Genomic DNA, 14,112 nt, shown 5'->3' with positions numbered 1-14,112 from the left:
AGCGCCTGTCTTCTGTGTCGGCTGGGACCGGTACGCGCGTAGTGAGTCCGAGCCCTCGGAAGGACCCCCTCTTGGCCGCCTCGCGCAACGCCTCGACCAATACGAACACCGGTGCCAGCACTGCCCCGCTGCGCATCTCCTTTGCAAAGATCAAGGAGCCCCTCGAGGTTCCGAACCTCCTGGCGCTGCAGACCGAGAGCTTTGACTGGCTTCTCGGCAATGCTGCCTGGAAGTCTCGCGTCGAGTCGGCGCTTGAGAGTGGACAGGACGTCCCCACCAAGTCCGGTCTGGAAGAGATCTTCGAGGAGATCTCGCCGATCGAGGACTTCTCCGGGTCGATGTCGCTGACCTTCCGCGACCACCGTTTCGAGCCGGCGAAGAACTCTGTCGACGAGTGCAAGGAGCGCGACTTCACGTACGCGGCTCCGCTGTTCGTCACTGCCGAGTTCACGAACAACGAGACCGGAGAGATCAAGTCTCAGACGGTCTTCATGGGCGACTTCCCGCTCATGACCAACAAGGGCACCTTCGTCATCAACGGCACCGAGCGTGTCGTCGTGTCGCAGCTTGTCCGCTCCCCTGGTGTCTACTTCGACTCCTCCATCGACAAGACGTCCGACAAGGACATCTTCTCCGCCAAGATCATCCCGTCCCGGGGTGCATGGCTGGAGATGGAGATCGACAAGCGTGACATGGTCGGTGTCCGCATCGACCGCAAGCGCAAGCAGTCCGTCACCGTCCTCCTGAAGGCTCTCGGCTGGACCACCGAGCAGATCCTCGAGGAGTTCGGCGAGTACGAGTCCATGCGCGCCACCCTGGAGAAGGACCACACCCAGGGCCAGGACGACGCGCTGCTCGACATCTACCGCAAGCTGCGCCCGGGCGAGCCGCCGACCCGTGAGGCCGCTCAGACGCTGCTCGAGAACCTCTACTTCAACCCGAAGCGCTACGACCTCGCGAAGGTCGGCCGCTACAAGGTGAACAAGAAGCTCGGCGCCGACGAGCCGCTCGACGCCGGTGTGCTCACCACCGACGACGTCATCGCGACGATCAAGTACCTGGTCAAGCTGCACGCCGGCGAGACCGAGACGACCGGCGAGTCCGGCCGTTCGATCGTGGTCGAGACCGATGACATCGACCACTTCGGCAACCGTCGTCTGCGCAACGTCGGCGAGCTCATCCAGAACCAGGTCCGCACGGGCCTGGCTCGTATGGAGCGCGTCGTGCGTGAGCGCATGACCACCCAGGACGTCGAGGCGATCACGCCGCAGACCCTGATCAACATCCGGCCGGTCGTCGCCTCCATCAAGGAGTTCTTCGGCACCAGCCAGCTGTCGCAGTTCATGGACCAGAACAACCCGCTGTCGGGCCTGACCCACAAGCGCCGCCTGTCGGCGCTGGGCCCCGGTGGTCTGTCCCGTGAGCGGGCCGGCTTCGAGGTCCGAGACGTCCACCCGTCGCACTACGGCCGCATGTGCCCGATCGAGACCCCTGAAGGCCCGAACATCGGTCTGATCGGCTCGCTCGCGTCCTACGGCCGCGTCAACGCGTTCGGTTTCGTCGAGACCCCGTACCGCAAGGTCGTCGACGGTGTCGTCACCGACGAGGTCGACTACCTGACGGCCGACGAGGAAGACCGCTTCGTCATTGCCCAGGCCAACGCCGGCCTGTCCGAGGACATGCGCTTCACCGAGAACCGCGTGCTGGTCCGCCGTCGTGGCGGCGAGATCGACTACATCGCCGGCGGCGACGTCGACTACATGGACGTCTCCCCGCGCCAGATGGTGTCCGTCGCGACCGCGATGATCCCCTTCCTGGAGCACGACGACGCCAACCGTGCCCTCATGGGCGCGAACATGATGCGCCAGGCCGTTCCGCTCATCAAGGCGGAGGCGCCGCTCGTCGGTACCGGCATGGAGTACCGCTGTGCGGTCGACGCCGGTGACTCGATCCGTGCGGAGAAGGACGGTGTCGTCCAGGAGGTCTCGGCCGACTACATCACCGTCGCCAACGACGACGGCACGTACACCACGTACCGCGTCGCCAAGTTCTCCCGCTCGAACCAGGGCACCTCGGTCAACCAGAAGGTCATCGTCAACGAGGGTGACCGGATCGTCGAGTCCCAGGTCCTCGCCGACGGACCGGCGACCGAAGAGGGCGAGATGGCCCTCGGCAAGAACCTGCTCGTCGCGTTCATGCCGTGGGAGGGTCACAACTACGAGGACGCGATCATCCTGTCGCAGCGCCTCGTGCAGGACGACGTCCTCTCCTCGATCCACATCGAGGAGCACGAGGTCGACGCCCGTGACACCAAGCTCGGCCCCGAGGAGATCACCCGGGACATCCCGAACGTCTCCGAGGAGGTCCTCGCGGACCTCGACGAGCGCGGCATCATCCGCATCGGTGCGGACGTCGTCGCCGGCGACATCCTGGTCGGCAAGGTCACGCCCAAGGGTGAGACCGAGCTGACCCCGGAGGAGCGCCTGCTCCGCGCGATCTTCGGTGAGAAGGCCCGCGAGGTGCGTGACACCTCGCTCAAGGTCCCTCACGGTGAGATCGGCAAGGTCATCGGTGTCCGCGTCTTCGACCGCGAGGAGGGCGACGAGCTTCCTCCGGGCGTGAACCAGCTGGTCCGCGTCTACGTCGCCCAGAAGCGCAAGATCACCGACGGTGACAAGCTCGCCGGCCGCCACGGCAACAAGGGTGTCATCTCCAAGATCCTTCCGATCGAGGACATGCCCTTCCTCGAGGACGGCACGCCGGTCGACATCATCCTGAACCCGCTGGGTGTCCCGTCCCGAATGAACCCGGGACAGGTCCTGGAGATCCACCTCGGCTGGCTCGCCAGCCGCGGCTGGGACGTCTCCGGTCTGGCGGACGAGTGGGCGCAGCGCCTCCAGGCGATCGGCGCCGACAAGGTCGAGCCCGGTACCAACGTCGCCACCCCGGTGTTCGACGGCGCCCGCGAGGACGAGCTGGCCGGCCTGCTGCAGCACACCATCCCGAACCGCGACGGCGAGCGCATGGTGCTCCCGACCGGTAAGGCGCGCCTGTTCGACGGCCGCTCCGGCGAGCCGTTCCCGGACCCGATCTCGGTCGGGTACATGTACATCCTCAAGCTCCACCACCTGGTCGACGACAAGCTCCACGCTCGGTCGACCGGTCCGTACTCGATGATCACGCAGCAGCCGCTGGGTGGTAAGGCACAGTTCGGTGGCCAGCGCTTCGGTGAGATGGAGGTGTGGGCGCTCGAGGCTTATGGCGCCGCTTACGCCCTCCAGGAGCTGCTGACCATCAAGTCCGACGACGTCACCGGCCGCGTGAAGGTCTACGAGGCCATCGTCAAGGGCGAGAACATCCCCGAGCCGGGCATTCCCGAGTCCTTCAAGGTGCTCATCAAGGAAATGCAGTCGCTCTGCCTCAACGTGGAGGTGCTGTCCTCGGACGGCATGTCCATCGAGATGCGCGACACCGACGAGGACGTCTTCCGCGCGGCGGAGGAGCTCGGTATCGACCTGTCCCGGCGTGAGCCGAGCAGCGTCGAAGAGGTCTGACGGGCCTGACGGGGGGCTCGCTCAAGAGCCCCCCGTCATCCCCGGGACCGTTCAGACCATGATTGAGACTCGACCCCGAAAGAGGGATTGACGCACAGTGCTCGACGTCAACTTCTTCGACGAGCTGCGGATCGGCCTTGCCACCGCGGACGACATCCGAACCTGGTCGCACGGCGAGGTCAAGAAGCCGGAGACCATCAACTACCGCACCCTCAAGCCCGAGAAGGACGGACTCTTCTGCGAGAAGATCTTCGGTCCGACCCGGGACTGGGAGTGCTACTGCGGCAAGTACAAGCGTGTCCGCTTCAAGGGCATCATCTGTGAGCGCTGTGGCGTCGAGGTCACGCGCGCCAAGGTGCGTCGTGAGCGGATGGGCCACATCGAGCTTGCCGCTCCCGTCACCCACATCTGGTACTTCAAGGGCGTCCCGTCGCGCCTCGGCTACCTGCTGGACCTCGCGCCGAAGGACCTCGAGAAGGTCATCTACTTCGCCGCGTACATGATCACGTTCGTGGACGACGAGCGCCGCACCCGCGACCTCCCGTCGCTGGAGGCCCACGTCTCCGTCGAGCGTCAGCAGATCGAGAACCGCCGTGACGCGGACCTCGAAGGCCGTGCCAAGAAGCTCGAGACCGACCTGGCCGAGCTCGAGGCCGAGGGCGCGAAGGCCGACGTGCGCCGCAAGGTGCGCGAAGGCGCCGAGCGCGAGATGAAGCAGCTCCGTGACCGCGCCCAGCGCGAGATCGACCGCCTCGACGAGGTGTGGGCCCGCTTCAAGAACCTCAAGGTCCAGGACCTCGAGGGCGACGAGCTGCTCTACCGCGAGCTGCGTGACCGCTTCGGCACGTACTTCGACGGCTGCATGGGCGCCGCCGCGCTGCAGAAGCGCCTGGAGTCCTTCGACCTCGAGGAGGAGGCCGAGCGCCTCCGCGAGATCATCCGTACCGGCAAGGGCCAGAAGAAGACCCGTGCGCTCAAGCGCCTCAAGGTCGTCTCCGCGTTCCTGCAGACCAGCAACAAGCCCAAGGGCATGGTTCTGGACTGCGTGCCGGTGATCCCGCCGGACCTTCGTCCGATGGTGCAGCTGGACGGTGGCCGCTTCGCGACCTCCGACCTGAACGACCTGTACCGCCGCGTGATCAACCGCAACAACCGTCTGAAGCGTCTCCTCGACCTCGGTGCCCCCGAGATCATCGTGAACAACGAGAAGCGCATGCTTCAGGAGGCCGTGGACGCCCTCTTCGACAACGGTCGTCGTGGTCGTCCGGTGACCGGTCCCGGTAACCGTCCCCTGAAGTCCCTCAGCGACATGCTGAAGGGCAAGCAGGGTCGCTTCCGTCAGAACCTTCTCGGTAAGCGCGTGGACTACTCCGCGCGTTCCGTGATCGTCGTCGGTCCCCAGCTGAAGCTGCACCAGTGTGGTCTGCCCAAGGCCATGGCGCTGGAGCTCTTCAAGCCGTTCGTGATGAAGCGCCTGGTCGACCTGAACCACGCGCAGAACATCAAGAGCGCCAAGCGGATGGTCGAGCGCGGCCGCACGGTCGTCTACGACGTCCTCGAAGAGGTCATCGCCGAGCACCCGGTCCTGCTGAACCGTGCGCCCACGCTGCACCGTCTCGGCATCCAGGCCTTCGAGCCCCAGCTGGTCGAAGGCAAGGCCATCCAGATCCACCCGCTCGTCTGCACCGCGTTCAACGCGGACTTCGACGGTGACCAGATGGCCGTGCACCTGCCGCTCTCCGCGGAGGCGCAGGCCGAGGCCCGCATCCTGATGCTGTCCTCGAACAACATCCTCAAGCCGGCCGACGGCCGTCCGGTCACGATGCCGACCCAGGACATGGTCCTCGGTCTGTTCTTCCTGACCACCGACGGTGAGCTCCGTGACACCAAGGGCGAGGGCCGCGCGTTCGGCTCCACGGCCGAGGCGACCATGGCGTTCGACAACGGCGAGCTCGCGCTCCAGTCGTCCGTCGACATCCGCTTCCCGGTGGGCACCATCCCGCCGCGTGGCTGGGTGCCGCCGGTCGCCGAGGAGGGTGAGCAGGAGTTCCAGCCGGGCGACAGCTTCCGTCTGAAGACGACCCTGGGTCGCGCGCTCTTCAACGAGCTGCTGCCCGAGGACTACCCGTTCGTCGACTACTCGGTGGGCAAGAAGCAGCTCTCCGAGATCGTCAACGACCTGGCGGAGCGCTACCCCAAGGTCATCGTGGCGGCGACGCTCGACAACCTGAAGGCGGCCGGCTTCCACTGGGCGACCCGTTCGGGCGTCACCGTGGCCATCTCCGACGTCGTCGTGCCCGAGGCCAAGAAGGCCATCGTCGCGGGCTACGAGGCGATGGACGAGAAGGTCCAGAAGCAGTACGAGCGCGGTCTGATCACCAAGGACGAGCGCACGCAGGAGCTCATCGCGATCTGGACCAAGGCGACCAACGAGGTTGCCGAGGCGATGAACGCGAACTTCCCCAAGACGAACCCCATCTTCATGATGGTTGACTCGGGTGCCCGAGGAAACATGATGCAGATGCGACAGATCGCCGGTATGCGTGGTCTGGTGTCGAACGCGAAGAACGAGACCATCCCGCGTCCGATCAAGGCGTCCTTCCGTGAGGGCCTCACCGTTCTGGAGTACTTCATCTCCACGCACGGTGCCCGTAAGGGTCTGGCGGACACCGCCCTGCGTACCGCCGACTCGGGTTACCTGACCCGTCGTCTGGTGGACGTCTCGCAGGACGTGATCATCCGCGAGGAGGACTGCGGCACCGAGCGCGGTCTGAAGCTGAAGATCGCCGTTCGCGGCGAGGACGGCGTGCTGCGCAAGGCCGACGACGTCGAGACCTCGATCTACGCCCGCATGCTGGCCGAGGACGTCGTCATCGACGGCAAGGTCATCGCGCCGGCCAACGTCGACCTCGGTGACGTGCTCATCGACGCCCTGGTCGCCAACGGCGTCGAGGAGGTCAAGACCCGCTCGGTCCTGACCTGTGAGTCCGCGGTCGGCACCTGTGCCTTCTGCTACGGACGCTCGCTCGCCACCGGCAAGCTGGTCGACATCGGTGAGGCGGTCGGCATCATCGCCGCCCAGTCCATCGGTGAGCCCGGTACCCAGCTGACGATGCGTACCTTCCACACCGGTGGTGTGGCCGGTGACGACATCACGCAGGGTCTGCCGCGTGTCGTCGAGCTCTTCGAGGCCCGTACCCCGAAGGGTGTCGCCCCGATCTCCGAGGCCGCCGGCCGCGTGCGGATCGAGGAGACCGAGAAGACGAAGAAGATCGTCATCACGCCCGACGACGGCAGTGACGAGACGGCCTTCCCGATCTCGAAGCGCGCCAAGGTCATCGTGTCCGAGGGCGACCACGTCGAGGTGGGCCAGAAGCTCACCATGGGTGCCACCAACCCGCACGACGTGCTGCGCATCCTCGGCCAGCGTGCCGTCCAGGTCCACCTGGTCGGCGAAGTCCAGAAGGTCTACAACTCGCAGGGCGTGTCGATCCACGACAAGCACATCGAGATCATCATCCGGCAGATGCTGCGCCGCGTGACGATCATCGAGTCCGGCGACGCGGAGCTCCTGCCGGGCGAACTGGTCGAGCGGTCGAAGTTCGAGACCGAGAACCGTCGTGTGGTCACCGAGGGCGGTCACCCCGCCTCCGGCCGTCCGCAGCTGATGGGTATCACCAAGGCCTCGCTCGCCACCGAGTCGTGGCTGTCGGCGGCGTCCTTCCAGGAGACGACCAGGGTTCTGACGGACGCGGCGATCAACGCCAAGTCCGACTCCCTGATCGGCCTCAAGGAGAACGTCATCATCGGTAAGCTCATCCCGGCCGGTACGGGCCTCGCCCGCTACCGCAACATCCGGGTCGAGCCCACCGAAGAGGCCAAGGCCGCGATGTACTCGGCCGTCGGCTACGACGACATCGACTACTCGCCCTTCGGCACCGGCTCCGGCCAGGCTGTCCCGCTGGAGGACTACGACTACGGCCCGTACAACGGCTGAGTCGCAGAAGAGCAGTAACCGCAGGGCGGTCACCCGAGAGGGTGGCCGCCCTGCGGCGTTTCAGCGGGGCGGCTGGAGGTACGGCTGGAGGTGGTGGAGCCGAGTCCGGTGGTCGGGGTGGGTGGAGAGCAGCCGGTCCAGGGTGCCGGGCTCGGTGAACGGCTTCCCGGTCTGGACGAGCACCGCGTGCTTCTCCCGCTCCTCCTGGGCCATCACCCCGTGCAGCATCTGGGCGAGCATCGGCGCGAAGCCGAGTACGGCGGCGTGCTCGTCGGCCCGCAGCTCGGCGCGCCGGCCCACGGCGGCCGTCAGGTAGGGCATCACGAGCAGCAGCAGGGGGAGCCCGTAGGTGGCGGTGATCGTCAGGAGGGTGAAGAGGCCCACAAAGATGATCATGAATCCGGCGGCCAGGTAGGAGAAGAAGCTGGTGAACCGGATGACGAAGACGGTCACGGCCCGGATGACCTGCCAGGCGATCCGCCCGGGCAGGGAGTACCACCAGCCCAGCAGCCCGGACCAGGCGTGGCCGCCGGTGTGGTGGCCGAGCTCGTGGGCGAGTACGGCGGCGAGCTGGGACTTGGGCAGGTTCTCCAGGGCGTACCGGGTGACGCCGACGATGTGCCCGGCGGCCGCGTACGCGTTGAGGTGGCCGGAGTCCTCGATCCACAGCTCGTAGCGGTCACCGTCGACGCCGGCGCGGGCTGTGACCTCGCGCCATACCGGGGAGAGCCCGGCGAGCTCGTGGGGGAGAGGGCGCTGCAGGCGCAGCAGGTGGCGGGCGAAGAAGTCCTCGCTGGGGCGGTGGAAGACGAGGGCCCCGGAGGCGATCCAGAGCAGCGTGGGCACCCAGTAGGGCAGCCCGGTCAGCGCCTCCAGCAGGGTGGCGAGGAGCAGGACCACCATCAGGCTCATCAGGAAGCCGGGGACGTGCAGGGCGAGCTGTCCGAAGGCGGTGGCGTCCGCGCTGCGCTGGTACGCCTTGCGGTGGACGCGGGTGCCCGGGGCGTTCTGGTACTCCAGGTCGTCCAGCGGGGCCCGAGGGGCTGGCGGGGCCGGCGGGGCGGGAGGGGCCGGCGGTGCGGATAACGGGGCCGGCGGGGCTGCGGGGGTGGACTGGTATTGGGGGTACGTGGGGTGCGGCTGGGGTTGCGGGGGCTGCTGGTACTGCGGGTACGCGGGGGCCTGGGGCGGGACCGGCTGCTGCTGCGGGTACGTCGGCCCCTGAGGCTGCTGTTGTGGGTACGTCGGTGCCTGAGGCTGCTGTTGTGGGTACGTCGGCGCCTGGGGCGGCTGCTGTTGTGGGTACGTCGGCGCCTGGGGCGGCTGCTGCGGATGTGCTGGGGGTGCTGGGCTCTGGGGGTACTGCGGGCCCTGCGGGTACGGGGGACCGTGCGGGTGCTGGGGTTCGGGTGGCTGGTTCACGGTGAATCCTTCGTCGTATCGGGGACGTCAGCCGATGAGCAGGGAGGCGGGGAGCAGTACCGCGCCGGCGCAGAGGGCGAACAGGCCGGTCCTGATCCACTGGTGCTTGCGGGCGGCGATCCGGCTGTTCTCCGCGAGCGCCGCCATGAGCGAGGCGGCGGGGTCGCGGTCGGTTTCGGCGAGGGCCTCCGCCAGGCGGCCCTGGCGGACGGCCGACCGGATGTCGCCGAAGTACGAGAGCGGGGAGCCCGGCCGCCACTCGGCCGAGCGGTAGCGGGGCAGCACCGCCAGCAGCAGGGCGAGGAGGGCCAGCGCGAGTGCGGCAGCCCCCGCCCACCACACGGCCGTGCCGGGTGCGGAGAGCGAGCCCGGCCGCCAGCCCTTCCCGGCGAGCAGGGCACTGATCACCCCGGCGGTCATCCCGAGGGCCCCGACCAGCACCGAGGCCTTGCTGTCGGCCCGGGCTATCTCGGCGCGCACGTCGGCGAGCAGCCGCGTGGCGGCCTCGCCGGCGGACGCGGGCGGTGCCGGGGCCGGGGATGGGGCCGGTGCCGGGGGCTGGGTCGGTGCCGGGGCCGGGGTCGGGGGCTGGGTCGCTGTCACGGCTGCGGCTGCCCGTCGTGGGCCTGGGCCTGGGCCTGGGACTCGGTCTCGCTCTCGGGCTCGGGCTCCGGCTGGGCCGCGGGGGCGGGCGGCTGCACGGGAGCCGTCCCGTACCCGGGCGGAGGCTCCCACTGGGCGAAGGTCGGGGACGGTCCGGACGGCGCGTGCGGCTGCGGTGCGGCCGGCGGGAAGCCCGGTACCGGCACACCCTGCACCGGCGGCGCGGGCGGGCCGGTGGGCGTGGGCGGCTGCGGTGCGGCCGGTCCGTAGCCCGGTACGGGTGCACCCTGCACCCGTGCCCCGGGCGGCCCTGCGGGCGTGGGGGACCGGGATGCGGCCGGTCCGTATTCCGGTACCGGCACGCCCTGCACGGGCGGCCCTGCGGGCGTGGGGGGCTGGGGTGCGGCCGGTCCGTATTCCTGTACCGGCACGCCCTGCACGGGCGGCACGGGCGTGGGCGGCTGCGGTGCGGCCGGTCCGTAGCCCGGTACGGCGGCGCCCTGCACCGGCGGTGCGGGCGGGCCCGCCGCCGGCTGCGGGGGCGGGAGCCGGCCCGGGTAGGGCGGGGCCGGGTCGTGGGGGACGCCGGGGAGACGCTGGTTCAGGATGTCGTTCATGGCCCGCAGCGCCAGCTGCTTGGGGCCCTGCAGCTCGTGCCGCTCGGCCCCGCCGTCGCCGAGCACCTGGCTGACCAGGCTCATCTGGTCCCGGATCATCTGGAGCTGGTCCTCGCGCATCGTCCGCATCACGAGCGCCGAGTCCTCGGGATGCTGGGCCAGGTGGAGGGCCCACGCGTGCACGCCGCCCTGTTCCAGGTGCCACTGGTAGAAGGCGATCTTCTCGGCCTCGACCCGCTGGAGCTCCGCCTGCTGGCGGCTCAGCTCCAGACGCTGCTGGTGCTCCCACTGCTGCTGCCGCAGCGCCAGTTCGTGCTGTCGGCCCCCGTACGCCAGCGCCCGCTCCGTGGTGAGCTCGTCCTGCTGGCGGGCCCGCTGGTCGAGCTGGACGTCGTAGCGCATGCCGAGCTGCTCGGTGAGGATCTGCTCGTCGGTGCCGTGGTGGATGGCCTGCATGCGCAGCTGGTGGTCGATGTTCTCCTGGTCGCGCCGCAGCCGGACGGTCCAGGAGGTCTGGAGGCCGCACGTCCGGCCGAGCGGTCCGGCCGCGGGCAGCGCCCGCAGCAGCTCCCCCTCGGCCTCGGCGCTCCGGGCGATGGAGAAGCGTCGTGCGACCGGCCGGGCGGCCTGCTCCAGCTCGCCGAGCAGCAGCCGGGGCACGTCGCGGTGACGGCTCTCCACGAACCGGGCGGGGTCCGTCACCTGCCAGCTGATCTCCACGACCACGACGAACTGGAACGCGTCGTTATCGCTGGGGAGCTGGATCTCCGACCGGATGTGGTGGACTCCCGTGTCGACCTCGTAGACAGCCGTGTAGCCGCGGGTGGAGCCGGGCCGCTGCGGCGGCAGGAAGGCGACGTACCCGCCTTTGGTGGTCGAGAAGACCAGGGCGTGGTCGATGCGGGTCTGCAGCTTGCGGAAGACCTCGAACCGCCCCAGTTGCTGGACGGTGATCACCGGGTCGATCAGCTGGGTGCGCCGGTCGGCCGGCTGCTCCCAGTCGGGGTGGCGGCGGGGATCGGACATCGTGCGGCTTCTCCTCGGTTCAGTAGTTCGGCAGTACGGCCATCAGGCGCCCGGCGGCGGCGGGTACCACCCCGTCGGTCCCGGACTGCAGGCGGTAGAGCAGCCGGTCACGCTCGTTGGCGCCGGTGACCAGGGCCGGCAGCAGGGCGGCGAGCGCCCATTCGGTGGTGTGATCGCGGTCCGCGGCCACGACCCAGTCGTGCAGCAGGTCGAGGGCCTCCTCGTTGCGGGGGCGGTTGAGGGCGGCCCGCCACAGCTCGGCGATCCCGCGGGCGGACCGCGGCTGCTCGGTGGCGGCCCGCGCGTACCAGTCGAGGACCAGCGGGCGGCCGTACGGCTCGTCGTCCTCGGTGTGCCGGCAGGCGCGCAGGAAGCCGTCGATCGCGAGGTCTACGGCGGCCCGGTCGTCGTCGCGGGTGCGCAGCACCTCGGCGAGGACCTCGTCGCGCGCGTCGGAGAGGAGCAGCAGTTCGACGGACTGGGCGAGTTCGAGCAGCATCGCCGTGTCGTTCCCGTCGCGCCGGACGGCCGTGCGCAGTGCTTCGACGGTCGCCACCGGCCGCTCGTCGCCGATCAGGCCGTGGACGCGGATCGCGGCCCAGCGCAGGCGCGCGTGGGCGTCCTCGTCGGCGCACCAGCGGTCGATGATCCGCGGGATGTTCGGCGTGCCGATGATGTGGGCCAGCGCGAGGGCGTTGACGGCGCCGATCCGCAGCCACGGGCGGTCGGACAGCGCCCATTCCTCGATGACCAGGGCCATCGCGGAGGGCAGGTCGTGGAGGGCGAGTACGGCGACGGTGGACGCGGCCCGGGTCCGTACGAAGGACCGCCCGTCGGCGGCGAGCAGCCGCAGCCAGCCGACCAGCGCGGGGCGGGCGGACGGATGGCCGGTCCACACCTCGCGGAGCAGGACCGCCGCGAGACGGTCGTCCTGGAAGGCAGCCATCGACTGGGTGACCGGCCCCCACTCGGTCTGCTCCTCCTTCGGGTAGCGGATGGCGCGTGCCAGCTGGAGGCGTTTGGCGGGGTTGGTGCCGAAGACGGGGACGGCCGCGGGCAGAGCCGGGTCCTCGGTGCGCTGGAGGAGGCCGAAGAGGAGGTCGCTGAGTTCGGCGGTGAGGGCGTACGGCCCTTTGTGGAAGGCGGCGAGGGCGACGAGGAAGGCCTTCTCCCGGAGGTGGAGCGTCCCGTCCTGGTCCTCGAACCACTCCTGGATCTGCTCCTCCAGGGCGCCCTGGGAGAAGGTCTCGATCTCCGACGGGTCGCTGCCGTGGAGGGAGTGCCGCCCCAGTACGTTCGCGAAGCGCGCGGCCTCGCGGAGCTGGTGGTGGCCGTTCAGGAAGTCGGTGACGGCGGGCAGGGCGAGCAGCCGCCGTAATTCGGCCTCGTCGTCCACCTGGGCGCGCAGCGAGGAACGAAGGACGGCCGCGGTGCCGGGAGGCTGCCAGGGGTGGCCCGCGACGCCCTCCAGATGGGTGTGCGGACCGGCGGTGATCACCAGGAAGCTCCGGTCGTCGAGCTTGTCCCGGGCGGCCAGCAGGTGCGTGTCGCGCAGCGGCTGCCGCCGCGTGGTGATCGGGTCGCACAGGACGTACCCGCGCGCGTCTCCGGTGCCGAGCCGGTCGGCCAGGTTCTCGGGGGAAGTGCTGCGGTCCAGCGAATGGACCGACATGGTGCCCAGGCGTCGCAGCAGCAGGAGCGCGGCGGTGCGCCGGCCGGTGAAACGGGGGCCGGTGAGCACCAGGACGCGCTCCTTGCGGAGCTGCTCCAGCAGGTCCTGGAAGTTGCTGCCGTCCTCGACGAACACCTGGTCGAGACGGCTGAGGGTGGCCCTCGGGACCTCGCCGGAGGTGTGCGCGGCGCCGCCGACCGTCACGTGGTTCACGGTGACTCCGCCGTGGAAGGTGCCGCCGCTGATGCCGTGGTTGACGCCGCCGAACTGTCCGCCGCCGACGCCGGCGCGCATGGCGTCGGGGATGCCGCGGAAGAGGTCGCGCCGGGCGTCGTAGGCGCTCTGGGGGGCTTCCTCCGCAGGTGGCGGGGGCGCGGTCGCCGCCGCCGGGTCGGCGGGGGACTCGGCCTGGTCCGGGCCCTCGGCCGGGGCCTGGGGGTCCGCCGTCGGGGTGCTCATCGGCGGTCACCGCCACCCAGGTGGACGTCGCCGTGGAAGGTGCCGCCGTTGACGCCGTAGTTGAAGCCGCCGAACTGACCGCCGTTGATCCCGTACTCCGGGTGCGCGCCGCCGGCCGGGGCGGGAGGGGCGGCAGGCACGGCCCGGGCAGGCGCGGCCGGGGCCGCCGTCCCCTTCGGCAGGGGCCCGTACAGCCACGCGCCCAGCGGGCCGTTCTTGCTGGGCATGGTGACCGCGGTGAATTCCTCGGCCGGGATTCCGGTGTGGTTGTGCCGCACGATGCCGGCGTACACCGGCTCCGAGACGCAGAGCGCGTAGTCGTCCGTACGCTCGCGCAGGGCTTCCTTCAGGGGTTCACCGTCCAGCAGCCGGCAGGCGTGGTTGAGGTCGCTGCCCACCCAGCCGTCGAACTCGTCGACGGCGACGTACCCGGTGGCGAGCACTGCCCGCAGCCGGATCTGCGCCGAGCTGGCCGCCAGCCGGTTCACGGCGCGGAGCTGGGCGGGGACCTCGGTCAGCAGGGCGCGCAGCAGCGTGGTCAGCGGCGCACCCGGGTCGATCAGCTCCATGATCGCGTCGCCGCGGTCGGCGCGCAGCCGTAACGTCTGGTCGATCCCGGCGGCCAGCAGGGTCCGGTCGACGACGTCGTAGAGCATCCGGCGGAGGAAGGCCTGCTGGACGTCGTCGCGGTCGCTGTAGCGCTCGGTGTCGACCAGGAGGATCGTGCGGGGGAGTGGGTCGTTCATGATCGCCTCTCGTGGT

General features: G+C 69.6%; 7 protein-coding genes. 2 read left to right on the top strand and 5 right to left on the bottom strand.

Annotated features, from left to right (window positions below; genetic code table 11):
- The first annotated feature begins 71 nt into the window (after positions 1 to 71).
- Both rpoB and AB0D48_RS14340 read left to right on the top strand, forming a co-directional pair.
- Positions 72 to 3,554 carry a DNA-directed RNA polymerase subunit beta gene (gene rpoB, locus AB0D48_RS14345; protein WP_362395238.1) on the top strand — a complete coding sequence of 1,161 codons (3,483 nt, stop codon included), beginning with the start codon at positions 72 to 74 and terminating at the stop codon, positions 3,552 to 3,554.
- A gap of 97 nt (positions 3,555 to 3,651) precedes the next feature.
- Positions 3,652 to 7,551 (top strand): DNA-directed RNA polymerase subunit beta', encoded by a 3,900-nt coding sequence (locus AB0D48_RS14340; protein WP_362395235.1) that lies wholly within the window; start codon positions 3,652 to 3,654, stop codon positions 7,549 to 7,551.
- 60 nt (positions 7,552 to 7,611) lie between these two features.
- On the opposite strand, the gene AB0D48_RS14335 is transcribed toward AB0D48_RS14340, so the two are convergent.
- From AB0D48_RS14335 to AB0D48_RS14315, 5 genes are all read right to left on the bottom strand, one after another.
- Positions 7,612 to 8,973: a M48 family metalloprotease gene (locus AB0D48_RS14335; protein ID WP_362395232.1), complete on the bottom strand. Its 1,362-nt coding sequence runs from the start codon at positions 8,971 to 8,973 to the stop codon at positions 7,612 to 7,614.
- Positions 8,974 to 9,000: 27 nt separating this feature from the next.
- On the bottom strand, positions 9,001 to 9,465 hold the full coding sequence (locus AB0D48_RS14330; RefSeq protein ID WP_362395473.1) for a Pycsar system effector family protein: 465 nt from the start codon (positions 9,463 to 9,465) through the stop codon (positions 9,001 to 9,003).
- A gap of 107 nt (positions 9,466 to 9,572) precedes the next feature.
- Complete coding sequence (locus AB0D48_RS14325; RefSeq protein ID WP_362395230.1) at positions 9,573 to 11,219, bottom strand: hypothetical protein; 1,647 nt, start codon at positions 11,217 to 11,219, stop codon at positions 9,573 to 9,575.
- A gap of 19 nt (positions 11,220 to 11,238) precedes the next feature.
- Positions 11,239 to 13,350 (bottom strand): hypothetical protein, encoded by a 2,112-nt coding sequence (locus tag AB0D48_RS14320; protein WP_362395227.1) that lies wholly within the window; start codon positions 13,348 to 13,350, stop codon positions 11,239 to 11,241.
- Entirely contained in the window at positions 13,347 to 14,096 is a 750-nt protein-coding gene (locus AB0D48_RS14315; protein WP_362395224.1) for a hypothetical protein, read from the bottom strand. The genes AB0D48_RS14320 and AB0D48_RS14315 overlap by 4 nt, the downstream gene beginning before the upstream one ends.
- Positions 14,097 to 14,112 lie beyond the last annotated feature (16 nt).

The organism is Streptomyces sp. NPDC048269 (genome assembly GCF_040652395.1).
Classification (GTDB): domain Bacteria; phylum Actinomycetota; class Actinomycetes; order Streptomycetales; family Streptomycetaceae; genus Streptomyces.
Note: the sequence above shows the minus strand (reverse complement) of the source record. Positions and strands in the feature narration are given on the sequence as shown.

Bases quoted from the DNA above. Each gene is read 5' to 3' on its own strand.
- AB0D48_RS14325 (WP_362395230.1), bottom strand. From the start codon at position 11,219: ATGTCCGATCCCCGCCGCCACCCCGACTGGGAGCAGCCGGCCGACCGG.
- AB0D48_RS14320 (WP_362395227.1), bottom strand. From the start codon at position 13,350: ATGAGCACCCCGACGGCGGACCCCCAGGCCCCGGCCGAGGGCCCGGAC.
- AB0D48_RS14315 (WP_362395224.1), bottom strand. From the start codon at position 14,096: ATGAACGACCCACTCCCCCGCACGATCCTCCTGGTCGACACCGAGCGC.